Source organism: Burkholderia sp. SCN-KJ (assembly GCF_024656005.1).
Lineage (GTDB): Bacteria > Pseudomonadota > Gammaproteobacteria > Burkholderiales > Burkholderiaceae > Burkholderia.
Map to the genome: position 1 here is coordinate 352,864 of NZ_JANKOG010000004.1, position 24,051 is coordinate 376,914.

Annotated in this window: 22 protein-coding genes; 7 read left to right on the forward strand and 15 right to left on the reverse strand. The window is 66.5% G+C overall.

Annotated elements, in window-relative coordinates:
- Positions 1-625 precede the first annotated feature (625 nt).
- From NQV17_RS09710 to NQV17_RS09730, 5 genes are all read left to right on the forward strand, one after another.
- Positions 626-1,702 carry a regulator gene (locus NQV17_RS09710; RefSeq protein WP_257771768.1) on the forward strand — a complete coding sequence of 359 codons (1,077 nt, stop codon included), beginning with the start codon at positions 626-628 and terminating at the stop codon, positions 1,700-1,702.
- A gap of 10 nt (positions 1,703-1,712) precedes the next feature.
- On the forward strand, positions 1,713-3,410 hold the full coding sequence (gene recJ, locus NQV17_RS09715) for a single-stranded-DNA-specific exonuclease RecJ (RefSeq protein WP_257771770.1): 1,698 nt from the start codon (positions 1,713-1,715) through the stop codon (positions 3,408-3,410).
- A 183-nt stretch (positions 3,411-3,593) separates the two neighbouring features.
- Positions 3,594-4,698 (forward strand): peptide chain release factor 2 gene (prfB, locus tag NQV17_RS09720; RefSeq protein WP_124488306.1). Its coding sequence is split into 2 segments (ribosomal slippage): positions 3,594-3,674 and positions 3,676-4,698, totalling 1,104 coding nucleotides; the frame shifts between segments, so codons are not numbered across the junction.
- A gap of 75 nt (positions 4,699-4,773) precedes the next feature.
- Positions 4,774-6,300: a lysine--tRNA ligase gene (gene lysS, locus NQV17_RS09725; protein ID WP_044848186.1), complete on the forward strand. Its 1,527-nt coding sequence runs from the start codon at positions 4,774-4,776 to the stop codon at positions 6,298-6,300.
- A gap of 346 nt (positions 6,301-6,646) precedes the next feature.
- Entirely contained in the window at positions 6,647-7,402 is a 756-nt protein-coding gene (locus NQV17_RS09730; RefSeq protein WP_257771773.1) for a glycine zipper 2TM domain-containing protein, read from the forward strand.
- Between the two features lie 126 nt (positions 7,403-7,528).
- Here NQV17_RS09730 and iscX read toward each other — a convergent pair whose 3' ends face one another.
- The 12 genes from iscX to NQV17_RS09790 form a co-directional block, all read right to left on the reverse strand.
- A complete protein-coding gene (gene iscX, locus NQV17_RS09735; RefSeq protein WP_040144569.1) occupies positions 7,529-7,738 on the reverse strand; it encodes a Fe-S cluster assembly protein IscX in 210 nt (69 codons plus the stop codon).
- A 44-nt stretch (positions 7,739-7,782) separates the two neighbouring features.
- Complete coding sequence (fdx, locus tag NQV17_RS09740) at positions 7,783-8,124, reverse strand: ISC system 2Fe-2S type ferredoxin (RefSeq protein ID WP_040144570.1); 342 nt, start codon at positions 8,122-8,124, stop codon at positions 7,783-7,785.
- Between the two features lie 88 nt (positions 8,125-8,212).
- Positions 8,213-10,081, reverse strand: coding sequence for a Fe-S protein assembly chaperone HscA (hscA, locus tag NQV17_RS09745; protein ID WP_257771778.1), 1,869 nt, complete (start codon positions 10,079-10,081; stop codon positions 8,213-8,215).
- A 54-nt stretch (positions 10,082-10,135) separates the two neighbouring features.
- Entirely contained in the window at positions 10,136-10,663 is a 528-nt protein-coding gene (gene hscB, locus NQV17_RS09750) for a Fe-S protein assembly co-chaperone HscB (protein WP_044848201.1), read from the reverse strand.
- A gap of 94 nt (positions 10,664-10,757) precedes the next feature.
- Complete coding sequence (gene iscA / locus NQV17_RS09755) at positions 10,758-11,081, reverse strand: iron-sulfur cluster assembly protein IscA (protein WP_011885413.1); 324 nt, start codon at positions 11,079-11,081, stop codon at positions 10,758-10,760.
- A gap of 64 nt (positions 11,082-11,145) precedes the next feature.
- Positions 11,146-11,553 (reverse strand): Fe-S cluster assembly scaffold IscU, encoded by a 408-nt coding sequence (iscU, locus tag NQV17_RS09760; RefSeq protein ID WP_009691729.1) that lies wholly within the window; start codon positions 11,551-11,553, stop codon positions 11,146-11,148.
- A 68-nt stretch (positions 11,554-11,621) separates the two neighbouring features.
- Positions 11,622-12,845: an IscS subfamily cysteine desulfurase gene (locus NQV17_RS09765; protein ID WP_044848191.1), complete on the reverse strand. Its 1,224-nt coding sequence runs from the start codon at positions 12,843-12,845 to the stop codon at positions 11,622-11,624.
- A 63-nt stretch (positions 12,846-12,908) separates the two neighbouring features.
- A complete protein-coding gene (gene iscR, locus NQV17_RS09770) occupies positions 12,909-13,448 on the reverse strand; it encodes a Fe-S cluster assembly transcriptional regulator IscR (RefSeq protein ID WP_006760276.1) in 540 nt (179 codons plus the stop codon).
- Between the two features lie 117 nt (positions 13,449-13,565).
- On the reverse strand, positions 13,566-14,048 hold the full coding sequence (locus NQV17_RS09775; protein ID WP_257771784.1) for a low molecular weight protein-tyrosine-phosphatase: 483 nt from the start codon (positions 14,046-14,048) through the stop codon (positions 13,566-13,568).
- 101 nt (positions 14,049-14,149) lie between these two features.
- On the reverse strand, positions 14,150-14,377 hold the full coding sequence (locus NQV17_RS09780; protein ID WP_257771786.1) for a hypothetical protein: 228 nt from the start codon (positions 14,375-14,377) through the stop codon (positions 14,150-14,152).
- Positions 14,378-14,504: 127 nt separating this feature from the next.
- Positions 14,505-15,917, reverse strand: coding sequence for a lactate utilization protein B (locus NQV17_RS09785; RefSeq protein WP_257771788.1), 1,413 nt, complete (start codon positions 15,915-15,917; stop codon positions 14,505-14,507).
- Between the two features lie 35 nt (positions 15,918-15,952).
- Positions 15,953-16,675: a (Fe-S)-binding protein gene (locus tag NQV17_RS09790; protein WP_044848195.1), complete on the reverse strand. Its 723-nt coding sequence runs from the start codon at positions 16,673-16,675 to the stop codon at positions 15,953-15,955.
- Positions 16,676-16,857: 182 nt separating this feature from the next.
- Between NQV17_RS09790 and NQV17_RS09795 the strand changes: the two genes are divergently transcribed.
- Positions 16,858-17,667: an IclR family transcriptional regulator gene (locus NQV17_RS09795; protein ID WP_124488314.1), complete on the forward strand. Its 810-nt coding sequence runs from the start codon at positions 16,858-16,860 to the stop codon at positions 17,665-17,667.
- A gap of 100 nt (positions 17,668-17,767) precedes the next feature.
- Here the strand turns inward: NQV17_RS09795 and pbpG are convergent, their stop codons facing one another.
- Positions 17,768-18,919: a D-alanyl-D-alanine endopeptidase gene (gene pbpG, locus NQV17_RS09800; RefSeq protein WP_044848196.1), complete on the reverse strand. Its 1,152-nt coding sequence runs from the start codon at positions 18,917-18,919 to the stop codon at positions 17,768-17,770.
- Positions 18,920-19,574: 655 nt separating this feature from the next.
- On the opposite strand from pbpG, the gene NQV17_RS09805 reads away from it, so the two are divergent.
- Positions 19,575-20,141 carry a phasin family protein gene (locus NQV17_RS09805; protein WP_044848197.1) on the forward strand — a complete coding sequence of 189 codons (567 nt, stop codon included), beginning with the start codon at positions 19,575-19,577 and terminating at the stop codon, positions 20,139-20,141.
- 197 nt (positions 20,142-20,338) lie between these two features.
- Here the strand turns inward: NQV17_RS09805 and lpdA are convergent, their stop codons facing one another.
- The gene (gene lpdA, locus NQV17_RS09810) at positions 20,339-22,108 is read right to left on the reverse strand and encodes a dihydrolipoyl dehydrogenase (protein ID WP_257771793.1); all 1,770 of its coding nucleotides are present in this window, start codon (positions 22,106-22,108) and stop codon (positions 20,339-20,341) included.
- Positions 22,109-22,383: 275 nt separating this feature from the next.
- Positions 22,384-24,039, reverse strand: a complete 1,656-nt coding sequence (gene aceF / locus NQV17_RS09815) for a dihydrolipoyllysine-residue acetyltransferase (RefSeq protein ID WP_257771795.1) — start codon at positions 24,037-24,039, stop codon at positions 22,384-22,386.
- Between the last annotated feature and the right edge of the window lie 12 nt (positions 24,040-24,051).

Here is a 24,051-nt window from a genome sequence, read left to right on the forward strand (position 1 = left end):
GGCCGAGCCTTGGCGCTCTTTTGCACCTTTGTCATTTGTACTCCTATCATTTGTTTACAAATAAGAATGGAAGCCGCTACAGCCTGCACCCTGTAGGAAAGGCGCACACCATAGGGGCGTGCTCCCTCTAGTACGGCACCGAGCTAGAACTTCCCTGTGGATAACTTTCCTAACCCTCTAGTACTGTCCGGGAACTAGAGCAGCCCTAGTCCCTCTAGTACGTCACCGGAACTAGAGCGGCCTGCGGATAACTTTGCCCGCCTCCCCTAGTACTCCCGGGGAACTAGAGCGGCGTGCTCCCTCTAGTACTGTCCGGGGCTAGACCCAGCCGAGGCCGCTGTAGGGCGTGCTCCCTCTAGTACGGGGGGAGGCTAGAGCTTCCCTCTAGTACCCTGCCACAACTAGAGTTGCCTGTGGATAACTCAGGCGTGCTCTCCCTCTAGTACAGGGTCGGAGCTAGGTGGACTAGGACTCCTCTAGTACGGGGCCGAGCTAGACCAGATCGCCTGCGCGCCTAGCGTGCTACCATCTGCACCTGTATTCCGCTGTAACACCAACCTGTACCGGCCGCTACAGCCCCGCTTATAAGTCCTTGATTTCTAAGGGTGCGTAGGTTTGCCATACAATGCGCACCATCATGCACGACCGACGCCTCCATTTTCTCGTTCCGTTCGCGCTGCCGTCGGCGGCCGATGCGGCCTCGTCCCTGCACACGCTGGACAGCCCCGCGCTCGAAAAGTTGCTCGCCCGCGCGAGCCTCGTCGAGCGCGTGGCCGGCGAGGACTTCCAGCGCACGCTGCCGCACGAGCGCTGGCTGGCCCGACGGTTCGGCGCGACCCAGGGCAACGCCGCCGACGAGGCGCCGCTCGCGCCCTACATGCTGCTGGCGGACGGCGGCGAGCCGGGCACCCAGGCCTGGGCGTGCGTCGAGCCGGTCCACGTCGAAATCGCGCACGATCACCTCGTGCTCGTCGACCCGGCGAGCCTCGCGCTCGACGACGGCGACGCCGCCGCGTTGCTGGCGGTCGCGCGCCCGCTGATCGAGGAGCTCGGCGTGCGACTGGAAGCGCCGCATCCGGCGCGCTGGTACCTGTCCAGCGAGCAGCTCGCCCGCCTCGCCGGCGCCGCGCCGCTGCGCGCCAGCGGCCGCAACATCGAGATCTGGTTGCCGCACGAGGCGCACACCGGCGAACGCTCGCGGATGTGGATGAAGCTGCAGAACGAAGTGCAGATGGCGTGGTTCCAGCATCCGGTCAACGAAGCGCGCGAAGCGCGCGGGTTGCCCGCCGTCAATTCGATCTGGTTCCACGCGCAGGGCACGCTGAAGCCGGTCGGCAAGCCGTTCGCGCGCGTGCTGTCCGTGTCGCCCGCCGCGCTCGGCCTCGCGCGCGCGGCGCAGGCCGAGGCCGGCGCCGTGCCGGCCGCATTCGGCACATTGCCCGCCGCCGCCGGCGCGACGCTCGTCGAGCTACCCACGCTGTCCGCCCCGTTCATCGAACAGGACTGGGCACGCTGGCACGACGCGCTCGCCGCGCTCGAGCGCGACTGGTTCGCGCCCGCCCTCGCCGCGCTGCAGAACGGCGAGCTGGCCGGCGTCGACTTCACGCTGTGCGGCGACACCAGCTCCGTGACGCTGCACGCGACGCGCGGCGACCTGCGCAAGTTCTGGCGCCGCCGCGCGCTGGCATCCCTGTTCGAATAACCCGACCTGTATGACCCGGATCGTTACCCGCCCCGTCGCGCCCGCCGACGCCGAAGCGCTCGCGCGCCACGGCCTGCATCCCGTCCTCGCGCGCCTGTATGCGTCGCGCGGCGTGCAGTCCCCGACCGACATCGAAACCGCGCTCGCGCGGCTCGTGCCGCCCACCGAACTGAAAGGCTGCGCGGACGCCGCGGCGCTGCTCGCCGACGCGATCGCCGACCAGCGGCGCCTGCTGGTCGTCGCCGACTACGACTGCGACGGCGCGACCGCCTGCGCGGTCGCGGTGCGCGGCCTGCGGATGTTCGGCGCGCAGATCGACTACCTGGTGCCGAACCGCTTCGAATACGGCTACGGGCTCACGCCCGAGATCGTCGAACTCGCGGCCGCGCGCAAGCCCGACCTGCTGATCACCGTCGACAACGGGATCGCGAGCGTCGCGGGCGTCGAGGCCGCGAACGCACGCGGCATCGACGTGCTCGTGACCGACCACCACCTGCCCGGCGACGCGCTGCCCGCCGCGCGCGCGATCGTCAACCCGAACCAGCCCGGCTGCGCGTTCCCGAGCAAGCACCTCGCCGGCGTCGGCGTGATGTTCTACGTGCTGCTCGCGCTGCGTGCCGAGCTGCGCCGCCGCGGCGCATTCGCGAGCAAGGAGGCCGAACCGCGCCTCGACGGGCTGCTCGACCTCGTCGCGCTCGGCACCGTCGCCGACGTCGTGCGGCTCGACGGCAACAATCGCGTGCTCGTCGCACAGGGGCTGCAGCGCATCCGCAACGGCCGCATGCAGCCGGGCATCGCCGCGCTGTTCCGCGCCGCCGGCCGCGAGGCGCGCACCGCATCGGGCTTCGACCTCGGCTTCGGCCTCGGCCCGCGCCTGAACGCCGCCGGGCGGCTCTCGGACATGTCGCTCGGCATCGAGTGCCTGATCACCGACGACATCGGCCGCGCGTGGGACCTTGCGCAGCAGCTCGACGTGATGAACCGCGAGCGCCGCGAGATCGAGGCCGGCATGCAGCAGCAGGCGCTCGCCGATCTCGCCGACGTCGATCCGGCCGACGCGTGCACGATCACGCTGTTCAATCCCGAATGGCACCAGGGCGTGATCGGCATCGTCGCCGGACGGCTCAAGGAGAAATTCCACCGCCCGTCGTTCACGTTCGCGCATGCGGACGAGGCCGGCACGCGGGTCAAGGGTTCGGGCCGCTCGATTCCCGGCTTCCACCTGCGCGATGCGCTCGACCTCGTGTCGAAGCGCGAACCCGACCTGATCGTCGCGTTCGGCGGCCACGCGATGGCGGCCGGCCTCACGCTCGACACCGACAACGTGCCGCGCTTCGCGGCCGCGTTCGAGGCCGTCGCGCGCGAGTGGCTGTCCGACGACGCGCTGGCGCGCGTGATCGAGACCGACGGCGAACTCGAGGAAGCGTATTTCACGCCGCAGTTCGTCGGGCTGCTCGACGAAGCCGTCTGGGGCCAGGGCTTTCCGGCCCCGCTTTTCTCCGGCGAATTCGACGTCGTGTCGCAGTCGCTCGTGAAGGAAAAGCACCTGAAGCTGCAACTGGCGCGCGGCCGCCAGCGCTTCAACGCGATCTGGTTCAACCACACCGAGCCGCTGCCGGCGAGCGCGCTGATCGCGTACCGCCTCGTGGCCGACACGTGGAACGGCGTGACGCGCGTCCAGCTGATCGTCGAGCACGCGGCCGGCTGAGCGCCGACCGGCCGGCCACCCGGCCCGCGGCACCCGCGGGCCATGTGCGAACCCCATGCGGACCACATGCGCGCCGCGCCGGACGGGGCCGCGGCGCGCGCGCAAGCACACTCCGCGTCACCGGGAAACCCTGCCGATCGGCTATAATTCCGCTTTTTTACGAAGCAAGAACAGCGAACGATCATGGAAGCGGAACGTCTCAACGCGATCGAAAGCTCCCTGCTCGACCTGCGCAACCGCGCGGGCGAGCTTCGGGGGTATCTTTGACTACGACGCCAAAGCTGCGCGTCTGACCGAAGTCAACAAGGAACTCGAGGACCCGAACGTCTGGAACGATTCGAAGAACGCCCAGGCACTCGGCCGCGAGAAGAAGCTGCTCGAAGGCGTCGTCACGACGCTGACGGCGCTCGATAGCGACCTGCGCGATGCGCTCGACCTGTTCGAACTCGCACGCGAGGAAGGCGACGAAGACACCCTCGTCGCATCGGAAGACGACGCGAAGAAGCTCGAAGCACGCGTCGGCGACATCGAGTTCCGCCGGATGTTCTCGAACCCGGCCGACCCGAACAACTGCTTCATCGACATCCAGGCCGGCGCCGGCGGCACCGAGGCGTGCGACTGGGCATCGATGCTGCTGCGCCAGTACCTGCGCTACTGCGAACGCAAGGGCTTCAAGGCCGAGGTGCTCGAAGAGTCCGACGGCGACGTCGCCGGCATCAAGAACGCGACGGTCAAGGTCACGGGCGAATACGCATACGGCTTCCTGCGCACCGAAACGGGCATCCACCGCCTCGTGCGCAAGTCGCCGTTCGACTCGTCGGGCGGCCGTCACACGTCGTTCTCGTCGGTGTTCGTCTATCCGGAAATCGACGATTCGATCGAAGTCGAGATCAACCCGGCCGACCTGCGCATCGACACGTACCGCGCCTCGGGCGCGGGCGGCCAGCACATCAACAAGACCGACTCCGCGGTGCGGATCACGCACATGCCGACCGGTATCGTCGTGCAGTGCCAGAACGACCGCTCGCAGCACCGCAACCGCGCCGAAGCAATGGCGATGCTGAAATCGCGCCTGTACGAAGTCGAAATGCGCAAGCGCCAGGCCGAACAGGACAAGCTCGAATCGAGCAAGACCGATGTGGGCTGGGGCCACCAGATCCGTTCGTACGTGCTCGACCAGAGCCGCGTGAAGGACCTGCGCACGAACGTCGAAATGAGCAACACGAGAGCCGTCCTCGACGGCGATCTCGACGACTTCATCAGCGCGAGCCTCAAACAGGGCGTGTAAGCGCCGCGGCGCGGCCCCTCCGGTCGCGCCGCCCTTCCCGTTGCGTTGCCGCACCCATTCCGAATTCCGACCATCATGACCGAACCGACCCAAACGCAGCCCGCCGTCGCGGCGGACGAAAACCAGATCATCGCCGAGCGCCGCGAGAAGCTGCGCGCACTGCGCGAGCAAGGCGTCGCCTATCCGAACGATTTCCGGCCGACGCATCACGCCGCCGATCTCCAGGTGAAATTCGCCGACTCGGACAAGGCCGCGCTCGAAGCGAACCCGGTCGAGGTGTCGGTCGCCGGCCGCATGATGCTCAAGCGCGTGATGGGCAAGGCGAGCTTCGCGACGGTGCAGGACGGTTCGGGCCAGATCCAGTTCTTCGTGACGCCGAACGACGTCGGCGCGGAAACCTACGACGCATTCAAGAAGTGGGATCTGGGCGACATCGTCGCCGCACGCGGCGTGCTGTTCCGCACCAACAAGGGCGAGCTGTCGGTCCAGTGCAAGGAACTGCGCCTGCTGTCGAAGGCGCTGCGCCCGCTGCCGGACAAGTTCCACGGCCTCGCCGACCAGGAAATGCGCTATCGCCAGCGCTATGTCGACCTGATCGTCACGCCGGAAACGCGCGATACGTTCCGCGCGCGCACCAAGACCATCGCGTCGATCCGCAAGTTCATGGACAACGCCGAGTTCATGGAAGTCGAGACGCCGATGCTGCACCCGATCCCGGGCGGCGCCGCGGCCAAGCCGTTCGTCACGCACCACAACGCGCTCGACATGCAGATGTTCCTGCGCATCGCGCCGGAGCTGTACCTGAAGCGCCTGATCGTCGGCGGTTTCGAACGCGTGTTCGAGATCAACCGCAACTTCCGGAATGAAGGCGTGTCGCCGCGCCACAACCCGGAATTCACGATGATGGAGTTCTACGCCGCGTACACCGACTACCGCTGGCTGATGGACTTCACCGAGCAGCTGATCCGCCAGGCGGCGATCGATGCGCTCGGCACCGCGACGATCCAGTACCAGGGCCGCGAGCTCGATCTCGCGAAGCCGTTCCACCGCCTGACGATCACGCAGGCGATCCAGAAGTACGCGCCGCAGTACACCGACGGCCAGCTGTCGGACGACGCGTTCCTGCGTTCCGAGCTGAAGCGCCTCGGCGTCGACGTGTCGCAGCCGGCCTTCCTGAACGCCGGCATCGGCGCGCTGCAGCTCGCGCTGTTCGAGGAAACCGCCGAATCGCAGCTGTGGGAGCCGACCTACATCATCGACTACCCGGTCGAAGTGTCGCCGCTCGCACGCGCATCGGATACGGTGCCGGGCATCACCGAGCGTTTCGAGCTGTTCATGACCGGCCGCGAGATCGCGAACGGCTTCTCGGAGCTGAACGATCCGGAAGACCAGGCCGCGCGCTTCAAGAAGCAGGTCGAGCAGAAGGACGCGGGCGACGAGGAAGCGATGTTCTTCGACGCCGACTACATCCGCGCGCTCGAACACGGGATGCCGCCGACGGGCGGTTGCGGGATCGGTATCGACCGTCTCGTGATGCTGCTGACCGATAGCCCGACGATCCGCGACGTGCTGCTGTTCCCGCACCTGCGCCGCGAAGACTGACGGCCGTGCCCGCGTGTGCGCCGCCCCTCGCGGCGCGCACGCGTCAGCTTTGTAACCACGCGTAAATCCCGCCTGCCGGCGTTCGCCGGTTTCCGATCCTCCCCCGTTTTATTCCCTCGTCGCGACGGCCTTCTGCGGGTTTTCCCTGTAGCAAACGCCGATCCCGCGCTGCAATTCGTTACACCTTGATACGGTGCGCCGCTCGCCCGTGGACGACACTCCTGTTGCGTCACCACGCATGACCACGGGACCAGAACGAGGCGCCGGAACGCCAAGTCTGCTCGCTCCCGAGCGTGGGATCCGGCCAGCGCCAACGTGCGAAACCGGGTCGACACCGGAGAAGAAAATGGACAACCAGAATCAAACCACGCCGCAAAAGCAACGCCTGCACCCGCTCATCGCGACCGCGGCAGGCGCCGTCATCGTTGCCAGCCTCGCCGCCACCGCCGCGATCACGGGCATCTTCCCGAAGGCCAGCAGCAACAACGCGCAGAGCGGCCAGACCCAGGCCGCGCTGATCGCGTCGCAGCCGGCCGTCGATACGGCGGCAGCTGCCAGCGCCGCGCTCGCCGCGCAAGCGCAGCAGCAGGCAGCCGAACAGGCCGCGCAGAAGGCTGCGGCCGAGAAGGCGGCTGCGGAGAAAGCGGCCGCGGCACAAGCCGAACCGCGGCCCGCGCCGCGTCCGGCAGCCACGCACCGCCGCCATACGCCGGCACCGCAACCGCCGCAATACGCGCAACAGCCGTCCGCGCCCGCGCAGCCGGCCTATTGCCAGACCTGCGGCACGGTCGTCGCGATCACGCAGACGCGCACGCCGGGCCAGAGCTCGGGGATCGGCGCGGTCGGCGGCGCAGCGGCCGGCGGCCTGCTCGGCAACCAGTTCGGCCACGGCAACGGCCGCACCGCGATGACGATCATCGGCGCGCTCGGCGGCGGTCTCGCCGGCAACCAGGTCGAGAAGCAGGTGCGCGCGGAAACCGACTACCAGGTGCAGGTCCAGATGGAAAGCGGCGCGACGCGCACGTTCACGTACCACAACCCGCCGCCGTTCGGCCAGGGCCAGCGCGTGCGGATCGAGAACGGCACGCTGGTCGGCTCGTAATGCATGACGAATCGCCGCGCGGCTCTTGCGCCGCGCGGAAATGAAAAAGGCTCGTGACGCGTCACGAGCCTTTTCCTTTTGCGGGAGCGTTGCCTGCCCCACGCAGTGCGGGCGTCGGCGCGAACCTCAGTCTTCGTCGTCGAAGTCCGATTCGTCGATCCAGTGAGCCTGGATCGCTTCGAGGATCTTCTCGCCCGAGTGCGCCGGGTCGTCGGTGAAGCCGTCCAGCTCGATGACCCATTGGCGCAGGTCGACGAAATTGATCCGCTGCGGATCGACGTCCGGATGCTTGTCTGCCAGCGCGATGGCGATTTCGCGCGAATCGGTCCATTTCATGGCCTGCTCTCCCGTATACGTGGCGAGTCCGCCCCGCCGATCCGTCAGTGATTTTCCTTCGCGTGGTTGATCGAGTACTTCGGGATCTCGACCACCAGGTCCGAATCTTCCTTCACGATCGCCTGGCACGACAGGCGCGATGTCGGCTCGAGGCCCCATGCCTTGTCGAGCAGGTCGTCTTCGTCCTCCTCGGACGGCTCGAGATCGTTGAAGCCCTCGCGGATCACCACGTGGCAGGTCGTGCACGCGCACGACTTCTCGCACGCATGCTCGATCTCGATGCCGTTGTCGAGCAGGTTGTCGCAAATACTCTTGCCGGGCGTCGCGTCGATCACTGCGCCGTCCGGGCACAGTTCGACGTGAGGCAGCACCACCAGTTGAGGCATGTCCGTTCCGTCAGTCAGGGTGCGGCGGCTGGCGCCGCACGGTTCAATATCGCGCGGGCCGTCGCCGGCCCGCGTGCAGTTCGTTCGTTCAGATCTCGTCGAGGCGGCGGCCCGACAGTGCGCGCTTGATGCTCTTGTCCATCCGGCGCGCCGCGAATTCGTCGGTGCCGTCGGCCAGCGTCTTGGTCGCGGTCTCGATCGCGTCCGTGTCGTCGCCCTGCGCGATCGTGCGCAGCGCCGCGACGAGCGCGTCGACCTGCGTGCGTTCGGCATCGTCGAGCAATTCGCCGTCGGCCGCCAGCGCCGCCTGCGTCGCCTCGATCATCCGCTCGGCCTCGACCTGCGCTTCGCGCAGCGCGCGTGCGCGCATGTCGATCTCGGCGGTCTTGAAGCTGTCCTCGAGCATCTTCGCGATGTCGTCGTCGGCGAGGCCGTACGACGGCTTCACGACGACCGACGCCTCGACGCCCGAATGCTGCTCGCGCGCGAACACCGACAGCAGCCCGTCCGCATCGACCTGGTAGGTCACGCGGATGCGCGCCGCACCGGCCGTCATCGGCGGGATGCCGCGCAGCTCGAAGCGCGCGAGCGAGCGGCAGTCGGCGACGAGCTCGCGCTCGCCCTGCACGACGTGGATCGCCATCGCGGTCTGGCCGTCCTTGAAGGTCGTGAATTCCTGCGCACGCGCGATCGGAATCGTCGAATTGCGCGGAATGATCTTCTCGACGAGACCGCCCATCGTCTCGACGCCGAGCGACAGCGGAATCACGTCGAGCAGCAGCCAGTCGTCGCCGCTGCCGCGATTGCCGGCGAGCAGGTCGGCCTGGATCGCCGCGCCGAGCGCGACGACCTGGTCCGGATCGAGGTTGACGAGCGGCGGCTGGCCGAAATACTTCGCGACCGCCTCGCGGATCACCGGCATGCGCGTCGCGCCGCCGACCAGCACGACGCCCTTGATGTCGGCCGGGCTCACCTGCGCATCGCGCAGGGCCTTGCGGGTCGGCGTCAGCGTACGCTGCACGAGCGGCTCGACGAGCGCGGCGAACGTGTCGTGCGAGATCGTCTGCACGAGGTGTGCACCGGTCGACAGCGTCACGTCGAGCGACGCCTGCGGCGCGGACGACAGCGCTTCCTTCAGCACGCGCACGCGATCGAGCAGCAGGCGCACGTCCTCGGGCGCGAGCGCCGTCGCGTCGATGCCGGCCTGCGCAAGTACGTGAGCGAACAGCGCGTGGTCGAAATCGTCGCCGCCGAGTGCGGAATCGCCGCCCGCGGCCAGCACTTCGAACACGCCCTTCGTCAGCTTCAGGATTGACAGGTCGAACGTGCCGCCGCCGAGGTCGTACACCGCGTAGAGGCCTTCGGCCGCGTTGTCGAGACCGTAGGCGATCGCGGCCGCGGTCGGTTCGTTCAGCAGGCGCAGCACGTTGAGGCCCGCGAGGCGCGCGGCGTCCTTCGTCGCCTGGCGCTGCGCGTCGTCGAAGTACGCGGGCACCGTGATCACCGCGCCGACCAGGTCGTCGCCGAGCGTGTCTTCCGCACGGTAACGCAGCGTCGCGAGAATCTCGGCCGACACTTCGACCGGGCTCTTCACGCCGTCGATGGTGCGAATCTGCACCATGCCGGGTGCATCGACGAATTCGTACGGCGCGTTCGCCGCGCCTTCGACCTCGGCCTTGCCGCGGCCCATGAAGCGCTTGACCGACACGATCGTGTTGCGCGGATCGGTCGCGGCCTGTTCCTTCGCTTCGTGACCGATGCGGCGGCCGCCCTTCTCCAGATAACGGACCACCGACGGCAGCAGCGCGCGGCCCGCCTCGTCCGGCAGCACTTCGGGCACGCTGTTGCGCACGGCCGCGACGAGCGAGTTCGTCGTGCCGAGATCGATCCCGACGGCGAGTCGCCGCTGGTGCGGCGCCGGCGCCATGCCCGGTTCGGAAATTTGCAGTAAAGCCATCTTGGTTCGTTCGGGCGCTCGGCCCGTTTGCTGCGCGTGCCGCGAGGCACGCGGTTAAGTTTCGAGGCGCTCGATCTGCGCGCCCACTTCCGACGCGACCCGTTCGATGAACATCAGCTGGCGCACGGCCTCGGCGGCGGCCTGGTCGGCCGCGCTGTCGAGCAGCGTGCCGAGGCGCTCGAGGCGCACGCGCTTTTCGTCGCGCAGCTCGGCGAGCAGCGCATCGAGCGCGTCGACGTTGCGGGCAGCCGCGGCATCCTCGATGCCTTCGCGCCACTCCATCTGCTGCATCAGGAACGCGGGCTCCATCGCGGTGTTGTTTTCGGCACCGATGTCGACGCCGCGCAGCGACAGCAGATAGGTCGCGCGCTTCAGCGGATCGCGCAGCGTGCGGTAGGCTTCGTTCGCACGGGTCGCCCATTGCATCGCGATGCGCTTTTGCGCGTCGCCGGCCGCCGCGAAGCGGTCCGGGTGCACCTGCGTCTGCACCGTGCGATAGGCGCTGTCGAGCGCCGTCTCGTCGAGCGCGAATTGCGCCGGCAGGTGAAACAGATCGAAGTGGCTGTCTTTCAGCGAAACCATCGTCGCGTTCAATTCCGGTTCGTCGCGCGGCAAACGCCGCACATTAAAAAGGCGGCCCGTGCCGCCTCTTGCCCGCATCGCGCGGAAACCCGCGTCACACGCGGAACGATTCGCCGCAGCCGCACTCGTCCTTCACGTTCGGGTTGTTGAACTTGAACCCCTCGTTCAGGCCTTCGCGTGCGAAGTCGAGCTCGGTGCCGTCGATGTACGCGAGGCTCTTCGGGTCGACGACGACCTTCACGCCATGGCTCTCGAACACCTGATCCTCGGGAGCCAGCTCGTCGACATACTCGAGCTTGTACGCGAGCCCCGAGCACCCGGTCGTGCGAACGCCGAGCCGCAGGCCCACACCCTTGCCGCGACGGACGAGGTATTTCTGGACGTGCTGTGCTGCTTTTTCGGTCAGTGTAATTGCCATGATGTCCTTGCCGCGGCGCGCCACCCGGGCCCGCCGCGATCCTTCACAAGCCGCTCGATGCCGCTCAGGCTGCTGCCTGATCGCCTTCCTTGGTGTCGTGGCGCTTCTTGTAGTCGGCCACGGCTGCCTTGATCGCGTCTTCCGCGAGAATCGAGCAGTGAATCTTCACCGGCGGCAGGGCCAGCTCTTCGGCGATCTGCGTGTTCTTGATCGACAGTGCTTCGTCGAGGGTCTTGCCCTTCACCCACTCGGTCACGAGCGAGCTCGACGCGATGGCCGAGCCGCAGCCGTACGTCTTGAACTTCGCGTCTTCGATCACGCCGTCCGCGCCGACGCGGATCTGCAGCTTCATCACGTCGCCGCATGCCGGCGCGCCGACCATGCCCGTGCCGACCGCGTCGTCGTCTTTCGCGAACGAACCGACGTTACGCGGGTTTTCGTAGTGATCCAGAACCTTGTTGCTGTATGACATGACTCAAACTCCTTGACTCGTTACGTCTGCGTGCGCAAATCCGCCCGCGAATGTATTCAATGCGGTGTTCAGTGTGCGGCCCATTCGATCGTCGACAGATCGATGCCTTCCTGGTGCATTTCCCAGAGCGGCGACAGTTCGCGCAGCTTTGCGATCTTGCTGTTCAGCAGGTTGATCACGAAGTCGACGTCCTGCTCCGTCGTGAAGCGGCCGACCGTGAAGCGGATCGAGCTGTGCGCGAGTTCGTCGTTGCGGCCGAGTGCACGCAGCACGTACGACGGCTCCAGCGACGCCGACGTGCAAGCCGAGCCCGACGACACCGCGACGTCCTTGATCGCCATGATCAGCGACTCGCCTTCGACGAAGTTGAAGCTGATGTTCAGGTTGTGCGGGACACGGTGCTCCATGTCGCCGTTCACGTACGTTTCCTCGATCTGCGACAGGCCGCGCAGCAGCTTGTCGCGCAGCATGCGGATGCGCTCGTTCTCGGTCGCCATTTCTTCACGCGCGATGCGGAACGCTTCGCCCATGCCGACGATCTGGTGCGTCGCCAGCGTGCCCGAACGCATCCCGCGCTCGTGGCCGCCGCCGTGCATCTGCGCTTCGATGCGCACGCGCGGCTTGCGACGCACGTACAGCGCGCCGATGCCCTTCGGGCCGTAGGTCTTGTGCGCCGAGAACGACATCAGGTCGACCTTCAGCTTCGCGAGGTCGATCTCGACCTTGCCGGTCGACTGTGCGGCGTCCACGTGGAACACGATGCCCTTCTCGCGGCAGATCTCGCCGATCGTCTCGATGTCCTGGATCACGCCGATCTCGTTGTTCACGTGCATCACGGATACGAGGATCGTGTCCGGGCGCAGCGCGGCCTTGAACACGTCGAGGTCGATCAGGCCGTCTTCCTTCACGTCGAGATAGGTGACTTCGAAGCCGTCGCGCTCGAGCTCGCGGCAGGTGTCGAGCACGGCCTTGTGCTCGGTCTTCACCGTGACGATGTGCTTGCCCTTGCCCTTGTAGAAGTTCGCGGCACCCTTGATCGCGAGGTTGTCCGATTCCGTTGCGCCGGACGTCCAGATGATCTCGCGCGGATCCGCGTTCACGAGCGCAGCCACCTGTTCGCGCGCTTCCTCGACCGCGCGTTCCGCATCCCAGCCGTACGCGTGGCTGCGCGATGCCGGGTTGCCGAACTGCTCGCGCAGGTACGGCACCATCTTGTCGACCACGCGCGGGTCGACCGGCGTCGTCGCGCTGTAATCCATGTAGATGGGCAGGTGGAGAGTCTCTTGGGTCATCTGTCGCTCCGGGTATTCTGTGCAGGGACTATGTGCGTTATGGGGTGTGCGGCGCGTTCGCGCTCACGAACTCGCGATGTTGAACACCGAATTGGGACCGAGCGGCATCGTGCGCACCGGTTCGGCCGGCGCCGCGGCGGGCTCCGGCGCGCGCCGGTCGCGCAGCACCGCGGGCGCGCCCTCGCGTGCGCGCTGCTGATCGACGAGATCCTGCAGCGATACCGAATCGAGGTATTCGACCATTTTCTGGTTCAGGGTCGACCACAGCTCGTGCGTCATGCAATGGCCGTCGGGCTGCTTCGAGCCGTCGCACGTGCCTTTGCCGCCGCACTGCGTGGCGTCGAGCGGTTCATCGACCGCGATGATGATGTCGGCGACGGTGACGTCCTGCGCGCGACGCGCGAGGTTGTAGCCGCCGCCCGGGCCGCGCACGGATTCGACGATTTCATGCCTGCGCAGCTTGCCGAACAGCTGTTCGAGATACGAGAGCGAAATCCGCTGGCGCTGGCTGATGCCTGCAAGCGTCACCGGGCCCTGCTCCTGGCGCAGTGCCAAGTCAATCATCGCCGTGACGGCGAAACGGCCTTTGGTGGTGAGTCTCATGGTGTCTAGGGGACTGCAATCTTGACGATTTTGGTCAAGTATAAATATTTGACGTTTTTAGTCAAGTATCCATGTCTTCGACAGGGTATTCGCAGACCGCTGAATACCCCGCCGCGATCAGCGTGCGGTGCCGCCCCGGAGGGTGTCCAGCAGGCCCGCGCACGCGCGCTCGACCTGATCGAGCACCTGTTCGAAGCCCTGCGCGCCGCCGAAATAAGGATCGGCCACTTCGGTCTCGGCCGCGCCCGGCGCGAATTCCATCAGGAGGCGCACCTTGTCGCGCTGCCCGGGCGGGCAGCGCCGCCGCAATTCCGCGAGATTGGCTTCGTCCATCGCCAGCAGCAGGTCGAACCGCTCGAAATCCGCCGCGCTCACCTGCCGCGCCCGCAGCGCCGACAGGTCGTAGCCGCGGGTGCGGGCCGCCGCCTGCGCGCGCGTGTCGGGCGGCTCGCCGACGTGCCAGTCGCCGGTACCGGCCGAATCGACCTCGATCCGGTCGGCCAGCCCGGCCGCGTCCACCTGGTGGCGCATCACGCCTTCTGCGGTGGGCGAACGGCAGATATTGCCGAGACAGACGAAACAGATCGCAACGCGGGTCATCGCACTATCGGAAAGCCGCGGCGAGCCGCGCGGGAGAAGAACGCGCCATTATACAAAGGCGCCCGGAATCGCGCCGCCGCGCGAAGCGACGGCGGCGTGCCTCACAGCGCCTTGGGTGCGGCGAGCACGACGTCGCCGGATGCGGCCGGCAACGGTGTCGCTGCGTCGTCGACCAGACCGAACGACACCGCGCGCGCGAGTTCCGCCGATGCCTGATGAACGGCGATCGGTCCACGCGCCGGCGCGTCGGCCATCGCGTGCAGATAAGCGGCCGCGGCGAGCGGAACGACGATTGCCAGCGGCCAGTACATCGATATTGTCTTTTTCATGATGCGGCTCCTTGACCTCATGCCCCGAAACCCGATTCCGGGGACTACAGGCAGGATTCTATAGACCGCACCTATCAAGATAAATACATGAATAGCGAACGCACTGTTGCCACCCGATGAACAGTCGTCAGCCCAGGTGGCTTTGCGAGGCCGCGTACAGTTCGCGGAACGTGCGGCCGGTCGGCGTCGGCATGTCGCGCGTGTCCATCCAGCCGCCCATCATCGGCAGGCGCCGCAGCGAGCCGCCGTTGCCGCCCAGCCGCTCGAGGATCCGTACCGCGAGCTTGGTCGTCAGCGCGTAAAGGAGCGGCCGGCGCGCGACGAAGCCCCACGCGGCGAGCGCGGCGCGCTCGCGCCACGGCCGCAGGTGCCGCTCGACCTGTTTCTCGCGCAGCGTGCGCAGCAGGTGCGACAGCGGGATCCCGGCCGGGCACACGCTGTCGCATTCGCCGCACAGCGTCGCGGCCTGCGGCAGGTCGAGCGCACGGTCGATCCCGACGTAGCTCGGCGTCAATACCGACCCCATCGGGCCCGGATAGACCCATCCGTACGCGTGCCCGCCGACCTTCTGGTACACCGGACAATGGTTCATGCACGCGCCGCAGCGGATGCAGCGCAGCATCTCCTGGAATTCGCCGCCGATCAGGCCCGTGCGGCCGCCGTCGACGAGCACCACGTAGTTGTGTTCCGGGCCGTCCTCGTCGCCGGGGCCGCGCGGCCCGGTGAGCAGCGAGAAGTAGTTCGAGGTCTTCTGCCCGGTCGCCGAGCGCGGCAGCAGACGCATCGCGGTCGCGAGATCCTCGAGCGTCGGCAGCACCTTCTCGATGCCCGTCACCGCGACGTGCACGCGCGGCATCACCGTGCACATCCCTTCGTTGCCTTCGTTCGTGACGAGCGCAACCGACCCCGTCTCGGCGATCACGAAGTTGCCGCCCGTCACGCCCATGTCGGCCGACAGGAAATGCGGGCGCAGCACCTCGCGCGCCTCGCGCGTCATGTCCGGAATCTCGGTCAGCCGCTCGCGGTGGTGCGTGCGCGCGAACAGATCGGCGATCTCGTCCTTGTCCTTGTGCACGACGGGCGCGATGATGTGGCTCGGCGGCTCGTTGTCGTTGATCTGCAGGATGTATTCACCGAGGTCCGTCTCGATCGACTGCACGCCCATCTCGGCGAGCACCGCGTTCAGGCGCATTTCCTCGGACACCATCGACTTCGTCTTGATGACCTTCTTCACGTCGTGACGCCGTGCGATGTCGGCGACGAGCCGCGCGGCGTCCGCGGTCGTTTCCGCGAACAGCACCGTCGTGCCGCGCCGCGTCGCCTCGCGCTCGAACGCCTCGAGCCACACGTCGAGGTTCTCCAGCGCACGGTTGCGGCGCGCCTTCAGCGCGGCGCGCGTCGCCTGGAAGTCGATCGCGGTCATCGCATCGGCGCGCGCGGACACGAACTTCGTCGACAGCTTCTTCAGGTTCTGCTGCAGGCGCTGGTCGGCCAGCTTCTGGCCGGCGCGCGCCTTGAAATGCATCGATTGAACTTGCATCGCGGTATCGAGGAAAAGTAAGCGGGAACCGGGCGTCAGACGTCGCCCGCCAGTACCTGCGCAACGTGCAGCACGCGGGTGTCGCGGTCGCCCGTGCGGCGCAACCGCCCTTCGATGTTCAGCATGCAGCCGAGATCGCCGAGCACGACGGCGCCCGCACCGGACGCGCGCACGTTCGCGCACTTTTCGTCCGCGATGGCCGCCGAAATGTCGCCGTACTTGACCGCGAACGTGCCGCCGAAGCCGCAGCAGTGCTCGCAGTCCTTCATCTCGGTGACGGCCACGCCGCGCTGCGCGAGCAGCGCGCGCGGCTGCGCTTTCACACCGAGCTCGCGCAGGCCCGAGCATGAGTCGTGATAGGTGACGGGCCCCGTGAATTCGCCGGGGGCGAGCGTCACCTTCGCGACGTTCGCGAGGAAATCGGTCAGTTCGTAGACTTTCTGCTGGAATCGCGCATAGCGCCCCATCAGTTCGGGGTCGTCGCGGAACAGGTCGCCGTAGTGCGCGCGGATCATGCCGCCGCACGAGCCCGACGGCGCGACGACGTAGTCGAACTGCTCGAACTCGCGCAGCGTCTTTTCGGCGAGATCCCGGGCGAGCGCGCGGTCGCCCGAGTTGTAGGCCGGCTGGCCGCAGCAGGTTTGTGCGGGCGGCACGAACACCTCGTAGCCGGCTTCGCGAATCAGTTTCAGCGCGGAAAAGCCGATTTCCGGACGCATCAGGTCGACCAGGCAGGTCACGAACAAACCGACTCGCATACGCGCTCCTTCGAGAAAACGGCTCTCATTATCCGCCGTTTGGCCGGCAAGACCAACGCCGGCACGCGCGCAAGTACGCGATGCCGGAAACGAGGACTTCCTCGAACGGCGTTCGCTTTTTTCACGATACGAGATACAATCGACGCAACACCGCTTGACGCGTCAACCGATTCTCCCCCGACATGAGCCAACCCACCCCGGATTCCAAAACGTCGATCCAGGTGATCGAACGCATGATGCGGCTGCTGGACGCGCTCGCCGCGCACAGCGACCCCGTCAGCCTGAAAGAGCTTGCGCAGCGCACGGAACTGCATCCGTCGACCGCACACCGCATCCTCAACGACATGGTGACCTGCCGCCTCGTCGACCGCTCCGATCCCGGCACCTACCGGCTCGGCATGCGGCTGCTCGAGCTCGGCAACCTCGTGAAGGCGCGCCTGTCGGTACGCGACGCTGCGCTGATGCCGATGCGCGAATTGCATCGCCTGACCGGCCAGACCGTGAACCTGTCGGTGCGCCAGGGCGACGAAATCGTCTATATCGAGCGCGCGTATTCCGAGCGCTCGGGGATGCAGGTCGTCCGCGCGATCGGCGGCCGCGCGCCGCTGCACCTGACGTCGGTCGGCAAGCTGTTTCTCGCGGTCGACGAAACCTCGCGCGTGCGCGCCTATGCGACGCGCACCGGGCTGTCCGGCCATACGCAGAACAGCATCACCGACATCGCGAAGCTCGAGCGCGAGCTGACACTCGTGCGCCAGCAATCGTGCGCGCGGGACAACGAGGAACTGGAGCTGGGCGTGCGCTGCATCGCGGCCGGCATCTACGACGACTCGGGCAAGCTCGTCGCGGGCCTGTCGCTGTCGGCCCCGGCCGACCGCCTGCAGGACGCGTGGCTCGGCCAGTTGAGCCGCACCGCGCTGACCATCTCGGAATCGCTCGGCTACCGGCCCGCGCCCACGAAGGATGCCGAAGGGCTGCAACGGCACGCGTGAGCCGCGCCGCCCGCCGCATGGCGCCGGACGAAAAAAAGCCCCGCATCGCGGGGCTTTTTCTTTGCGGCGATCGGCACGGCGGCGAACCGCCGTGGCACGCTCAGGTGCCGCCGTTCGCCGTATTGGCGGCCGTCAGGCGCTCGCCGCCGCCGGCGTCGAGCCAGTTGCGCAGGCGTGCCGCGTCGGCGAAGCGCGAATACTTGCCGAACGAATCCAGCAGCACCATCACCATCGGCCGGCCATGGATCGTCGCCTGCATCACGAGGCATTCGCCCGCCTCGTTGATGAAGCCCGTCTTCTGCAGACCGATGTCCCACGAGCCGTTGCCGCGGATCAGCGCGTTCGTGCTGTTGTAGACCAGGTTGCGCTTGCCCGTATTGACGTCGTACGTGCGGTCGGTCGAGAACTGCCGGATCATCGGGTACTGGTACGCCGCGTTGACCATCTTCACGAGGTCGCGTGCGCTCGACACATTCGAGCTCGACAGGCCCGTCGAATTCTCGAAGTGGGTGTCGTTCATGCCCAGCGACTTCGCCTTCGCGTTCATCGCGGCGATGAACGCCGGACGGCCGCCCGGGTAGTAGCGCGACAGCGCGGCGGCCGCGCGGTTTTCCGACGCCATCAGCGCGATGTGCAGCATGTCCTCGCGCGACAGCACCGAGCCGACCGACAGGCGCGAACCCGTGCCCTTCTCGTAGTCGCGGTCTTCGTCGGTGACTTCGATCTGGTCGGTCATCGGCGACTTCGAGTCGAGCACGACCATCGCCGTCATCAGCTTCGAGATCGATGCGATCGGCACGACGGCGAGCGAATTCTTGTCGAACAGCGGCTCGCCGGTGTTCTGGTCGACGACGTACGCGACGCTCGAGCGCAGCGCGAGCGCGTCCGGCGTGTCGTGCAGGCCGAATGCCTGGCCGACCGTCGGGCGACGCGGCTGGAACGCGACCTTGCGCACCGCGCCGCGGTGGCCGTGCACGTTCGACGCGAGCGTCGCGCGCTTGCGCGATGCCTTCGGCGCATCGGCCGACGCGACGTTGGCGGATTTCGCGGAGGCGGCCTTCACCGTCCGCTTCTTTTCCGAAGAAGTGGAAGCGGCTTTCTTGGCGGCCTGGTGGGTCTTCGCAGTGGCGGCAAAGGCGTCAGCGGGCGCGACGGACGCGGCGGTCGCCAACAAGGCGACGGCGACCGACACAGCCGTGCCGAGCGTCATGCTCTGCAACAATCTGCGCGGTGAAAACGATTCGGCTTTCATTGGGGTCTGGACAAAGCGGGCGGGGTTTCCGCAAGTGTAGTTAAAGCTGAAAAAAAGAGCAATATTAGGCACTTACCGATCGTCGTTAAACCGGAATGTAAGGGTCGACCAATGATGACTCGATCAACCCTCGCGCTCCCATCGAAAAAATTCATGGGATGCGCCGCCCGACAGTACCCGTCTCCCGAATTACCACGCGGTTAATTGAGATAACGTCACTTTGGCAACGAATTAAAGCGGGGAAAGTACGTATCCGGCGTTCGGTGTACCAGGCACCGGTCTTGACCGCGGCGGCGGCACGTCGCCACGGCATGCGCATCGCGAAACGGCGCGCTTTTCGACAGGAACAGAAGCATAACGTTCCACATGCCTGTCAGGTTTACCTGTGCATGATCAGGGTGCGGCGCGCCTGCCCCGGCCAAGTGCGCACCATGTGGGAACACGTCTGAAACCGATTCCGAACGGGCCGCGATAACCCGTTGTTTTATCGATAATTTGTCGTGATTGTGCAATGCACAAAAAGTGCTTGACAAGACTTTTCTCTGCCCTAAAATATGACTCATTGCTGCGTTGCACAAAGCACGCGGCGCCGAGGTTCCCCATCGTAGTGCCCTTTATCCCTGCGATCGACGTGATCGCTTTTCAGGAGCTTGACATGTCCTTGCTGACCCCCGAGCAAATCGCCGCCGCACAGAAAGCCAACCTCGAAAGCCTGTTCGGTCTGACGACCAAGGCGTTCGAAGGCGTCGAAAAGCTGATCGAACTCAACCTGCAGGTCGTGAAGTCGACGCTGACCGAAAGCCAGGAAAACGCGCAGCGCCTGCTGTCGGTGAAGGACGCACAGGAACTGATCGCGCTGCAAGCGAGCCTGTCGCAGCCGGTCGCGGAAAAGGTGCTGTCGTACAGCCGTCACCTGTATGAAATCGCGTCGTCGACGCAAGCCGAGTTCGCGAAGGTTGCCGAAGCGCAATTCGAAGAGCAGAACAAGAAGGTCCAGGCACTCGTCGACAACGTCGCGAAGAACGCTCCGGCCGGTTCGGAAACGGCTGTCGCCGCACTGAAGTCGGCACTGAACGCTGCGAACACGACGTACGAAACGGTCCAGAAGGCTGCCAAGCAAGCCGTCGAGATCGCCGAAACGAACTTCAACGCGGCTGCCGCTGTCGCGACGAAGGCTGCGAGCGCTGCTGCATCGCGCCGTTCGAGCAAGCCGGCCGCGTAAGCGTCCCCTGCTCCTGACAAAGCCGCGCACTGCGCGGCTTTTTTGTTTCCGGCGACGGAACATCCGGGCATCCGGGCGGTGGCGCGGCACGGACCGGGCACTGCCGTCGGCCGCGGGCAAAAGAAAACGCCGCCGTCCGGGTATCCCGGGCGGCGGCGTTTTTCGTGGCCGGCGCGAGGCCGGCCGTGCCGATTGCGTTACTTCTTGCGTTGCGGCGGCAGGTCCGTACAGACGCCTTCGTACAGTTCCGCGGCCATGCCGATCGATTCGCCGAGCGTCGGGTGCGGATGGATCGTCTTGCCGATGTCTTCCGCGTCCGCGCCCATCTCGACGGCGAGACACACTTCGCTGATCAGGTCGCCCGCGTTCAGGCCGACGATCCCGCCGCCGATCACGCGATGGGTTTCCTCGTCGAAGATCAGCTTCGTGAAGCCTTCGTCGCGGCCGTTCGCGATCGCGCGGCCCGATGCGGCCCACGGGAACACGGCCTTGCCGTACTTGATGCCTTCGGCCTTGCACTGATCTTCCGTCTTGCCGGCCCACGCCACTTCCGGATCGGTGTACGCCACCGACGGGATCTGCAGCGCGTCGAAGTACGCCTTTTCGCCGTGCGCGGCTTCCGCTGCGACGTGGCCTTCATGCACGGCCTTGTGCGCGAGCATCGGCTGGCCGACGACATCGCCGATCGCGAAGATGTGCGGGACGTTCGTGCGCATCTGCTTGTCGACGTCGATGAAGCCGCGGTCGGTGACCGCGACGCCTGCCTTGTCGGCACCGATCTTCTTGCCGTTCGGGCTGCGGCCCACCGCCACCAGCACGAGGTCGTAGCGCTGCGCTTCCGCCGGCGCCTTCTCGCCCTCGAACTTCACGTAGATGCCGTCTTCCTTCGCTTCCGCGCCGACCGTCTTGGTCTTCAGCATCACGTTGCCGAAGCGCTTCGCGTTGTACTTTTCCCAGACCTTCACGAGATCGCGGTCCGCGCCCATCATCAGGCCGTCCATCATTTCGACGACGTCGATCTCGGCGCCGAGCGTCGCGTACACCGTCGCCATTTCGAGGCCGATGATGCCGCCACCGATCACGAGCATCCGCTTCGGCAACTGGCGCAGTTCGAGTGCGCCCGTCGAATCGACGACGCGCGGGTCTTCCGGCATGAACGGCAGCTTCACGGCCTGCGAGCCCGCGGCGATGATCGCCTGCTTGAACTTGACGACCTTCTTGCCGTTTTCGCCCTGCACTTCCATGTGATACGGATCGACGAACGCGCCGACGCCGGTGACCACTTCGACCTTGCGCGCCTTCGCCATGCCGGCGAGGCCTGTCGTCAGCTTCTTGACGACGCCGCCCTTGAAGTCGCGCAGCTTGTCGAGATCGACTTCCGGCTTGCCGAACGAGATGCCGTGCGACGCGAGCGCCGCGGCTTCGTCGATGACGAGCGCCGTGTGCAGCAGCGCCTTCGACGGGATGCAGCCGACGTTCAGGCAGACGCCGCCGAGCGTCGAGTAGCGTTCGACGAGCACCGTCTTCATGCCGAGGTCGGCTGAGCGGAACGCGGCCGAATAGCCGCCGGGGCCGGCGCCGAGCACGAGCATGTCGCATTCGATGTCGGCGGAGCCGCTGTAGCTGCCGGCTTGCGGAGCGACGGCCGGGGCGGCGGCGGGCGCGGCGGCCGGAGCCGGTGCTGCGGCCTTTGCGGGTTCGGCTGCTTTCGCGGGCGCGGCTGCGCCTGCCGCTGCTTCGACGATGGCGATCACGGTGCCTTGCGAGACTTTCTCGCCGGCCTTGACCTTGACTTCCTTGACCGTGCCGGCGACGTCGCTGGGCACTTCCATGGAGGCTTTGTCCGATTCGAGCGTGATGAGCGTCTGCTCTTTTTCGATCACGTCGCCCGGCTTCACGTTGACTTCGATGACATCGACGCCGCTGAAATCGCCGATATCCGGAACCTTGACTTCGATGAGACTCATTACTGTCCCCTTCTTGATTAGCTGCAGACAGAGGGGGAGAAACCCGCAAGAACCGACTACGGCCTGACAAAAGAACGCGAACCTGGGCAGGACCACCTTTGCCGTCCGCCCAAGGACGCGCCTTTCTTTTGGTTACTTTTCTTTGGAAGACAAAGAAAAGTAACCGCCGCCCCGCGCAGGGGCGACGCTAATAGACCGTTAGCGAAACAGGTTCAACGACAAGGCATGGATGACCGACACAAAACCCACGCCCCCGCGAGCCACTCCCACGCTCATCAAAGAATGATGCGACGGAAATCGGCCAGCAACGCGCCGAGATACGCATTGAACCGCGCGGCTTCCGCGCCATCGATGACGCGATGGTCATACGACAGCGACAGCGGCAGCGTGAGCCGAGGCACGAACTGCTTGCCGTCCCAAACCGGCTTCATCTGCCCGCGCGACAACCCGAGGATCGCGACTTCCGGCGCGTTGATGATCGGCGTGAAGTTGGTGCCGCCGATCCCGCCGAGCGACGAGATCGAGAAGCAGCCGCCCTGCATCTGGTCCGGCTTCAGCTTGCCGTCGCGCGCGGCCTTCGACAGCTCGGCCATTTCCTTCGCGATGTCGACGAGGCCCTTCTTGTCCGCGTCGCGGATCACCGGCACGACGAGGCCGTTCGGCGTGTCAGCCGCAAAACCGACGTGGTAGTACTGCTTGAACACCAGGTTGTCGCCGTCGAGGCTCGCGTTGAAGGTCGGGAACTTCTTCAGCGCGGCGACGACCGCCTTGATCACGAACGCGAGCATCGTGAACTTCACGCCCGCCTTCTCGTGCTCCTTGTTCAGCTGCACGCGCAGCGCTTCGAGCTCGGTGATGTCCGCTTCGTCGTTGTTCGTGACGTGCGGGATCATCACCCAGTTGCGATGCAGGTTCGCGCCCGAGATCTTCTTGATGCGCGACAGCGGCTTCGCCTCGAACGGGCCGAACTTCGAGAAGTCGACCTTCGGCCACGGCAGCAGGTTCAGCTCGCCGCCGCCTGCGGGCGCGGCTGCCGCGGCCGGTGCCGCGCGCTGGCCCGTCATCACGCCCTTCACGAAGCCGGTGATGTCGTCCTTCGTGATGCGGCCCTTCGGACCGGTACCCTGCACGCGTGCGACTTCCACGCCGAGCTCGCGCGCGAACTTGCGCACGGACGGCGATGCGTGGCTCGCGCGGTACTCGCCCGACGCTGCGGCGGCCGGCGCGGCAGCAGCAGCCGGAGCCGGTGCAGCCTTCGCGGGTGCCGGTGCGGCGGCGGGTGCCGGCGCGGCAGCGGCCGGAGCCGGTGCGCTCGCCTGCGGCGCGGCGGCAGGCGCGCCGCCAGCGGCGTCGAGCAGCACGATCAGCGTGCCTTCGGACACCGAATCGCCCACCTTGACCTTGATTTCCTTCACGACGCCGGCGGCCGGGCTCGGCACGTCCATCGTCGCCTTGTCGGACTCGAGCGTGACGAGCGACTGCTCCTTCTCGACCGTGTCGCCGACCTTCACGCCGATCTCGATCACCGGGACGTCCTTGTAGTCGCCGATGTCGGGCACCTTCACCTCGAGCGTGCCGCCCGACGCTGCCGGCGCGGCAGCCGGCGCGGCAGCAGCCGGTGCCGGTGCGGGCGCTGCCGCCGGAGCCGGGGCTGCTGCCGGCGCGGCCGCACCGTTCACCTGCGCCGCGGCGCCGCCTTCGAGCAGGACGATCAGCGAGCCTTCCGACACGGAATCGCCCACCTTGATCTTCACTTCCTTGACCGTGCCGGCTGCCGGGCTCGGGACGTCCATCGTCGCCTTGTCCGACTCGAGCGTGACGAGCGACTGCTCGGGCTCGACCGTGTCACCCACCTTCACGAGCACCTCGATGACGGGCACGTCCTTGTAATCGCCGATATCCGGCACCTTCACTTCGATCGCTTGACTCATCTTTTTGTGTCT

Bases quoted from the DNA above. Each gene is read 5' to 3' on its own strand.
- NQV17_RS09785 (WP_257771788.1), bottom strand. From the start codon at position 15,917: ATGCAAGTTCAATCGATGCATTTCAAGGCGCGCGCCGGCCAGAAGCTG.
- iscU (WP_009691729.1), bottom strand. From the start codon at position 11,553: ATGTCATACAGCAACAAGGTTCTGGATCACTACGAAAACCCGCGTAAC.
- NQV17_RS09795 (WP_124488314.1), top strand. From the start codon at position 16,858: ATGAGCCAACCCACCCCGGATTCCAAAACGTCGATCCAGGTGATCGAA.
- lysS (WP_044848186.1), top strand. From the start codon at position 4,774: ATGACCGAACCGACCCAAACGCAGCCCGCCGTCGCGGCGGACGAAAAC.
- NQV17_RS09765 (WP_044848191.1), bottom strand. From the start codon at position 12,845: ATGACCCAAGAGACTCTCCACCTGCCCATCTACATGGATTACAGCGCG.
- pbpG (WP_044848196.1), bottom strand. From the start codon at position 18,919: ATGAAAGCCGAATCGTTTTCACCGCGCAGATTGTTGCAGAGCATGACG.
- fdx (WP_040144570.1), bottom strand. From the start codon at position 8,124: ATGCCTCAACTGGTGGTGCTGCCTCACGTCGAACTGTGCCCGGACGGC.
- NQV17_RS09780 (WP_257771786.1), bottom strand. From the start codon at position 14,377: ATGAAAAAGACAATATCGATGTACTGGCCGCTGGCAATCGTCGTTCCG.
- NQV17_RS09710 (WP_257771768.1), top strand. From the start codon at position 626: ATGCGCACCATCATGCACGACCGACGCCTCCATTTTCTCGTTCCGTTC.
- iscX (WP_040144569.1), bottom strand. From the start codon at position 7,738: ATGAAATGGACCGATTCGCGCGAAATCGCCATCGCGCTGGCAGACAAG.
- recJ (WP_257771770.1), top strand. From the start codon at position 1,713: ATGACCCGGATCGTTACCCGCCCCGTCGCGCCCGCCGACGCCGAAGCG.
- NQV17_RS09805 (WP_044848197.1), top strand. From the start codon at position 19,575: ATGTCCTTGCTGACCCCCGAGCAAATCGCCGCCGCACAGAAAGCCAAC.
- lpdA (WP_257771793.1), bottom strand. From the start codon at position 22,108: ATGAGTCTCATCGAAGTCAAGGTTCCGGATATCGGCGATTTCAGCGGC.
- aceF (WP_257771795.1), bottom strand. From the start codon at position 24,039: ATGAGTCAAGCGATCGAAGTGAAGGTGCCGGATATCGGCGATTACAAG.
- iscR (WP_006760276.1), bottom strand. From the start codon at position 13,448: ATGAGACTCACCACCAAAGGCCGTTTCGCCGTCACGGCGATGATTGAC.
- NQV17_RS09730 (WP_257771773.1), top strand. From the start codon at position 6,647: ATGGACAACCAGAATCAAACCACGCCGCAAAAGCAACGCCTGCACCCG.
- iscA (WP_011885413.1), bottom strand. From the start codon at position 11,081: ATGGCAATTACACTGACCGAAAAAGCAGCACAGCACGTCCAGAAATAC.
- hscB (WP_044848201.1), bottom strand. From the start codon at position 10,663: ATGGTTTCGCTGAAAGACAGCCACTTCGATCTGTTTCACCTGCCGGCG.
- NQV17_RS09775 (WP_257771784.1), bottom strand. From the start codon at position 14,048: ATGACCCGCGTTGCGATCTGTTTCGTCTGTCTCGGCAATATCTGCCGT.
- NQV17_RS09790 (WP_044848195.1), bottom strand. From the start codon at position 16,675: ATGCGAGTCGGTTTGTTCGTGACCTGCCTGGTCGACCTGATGCGTCCG.
- hscA (WP_257771778.1), bottom strand. From the start codon at position 10,081: ATGGCTTTACTGCAAATTTCCGAACCGGGCATGGCGCCGGCGCCGCAC.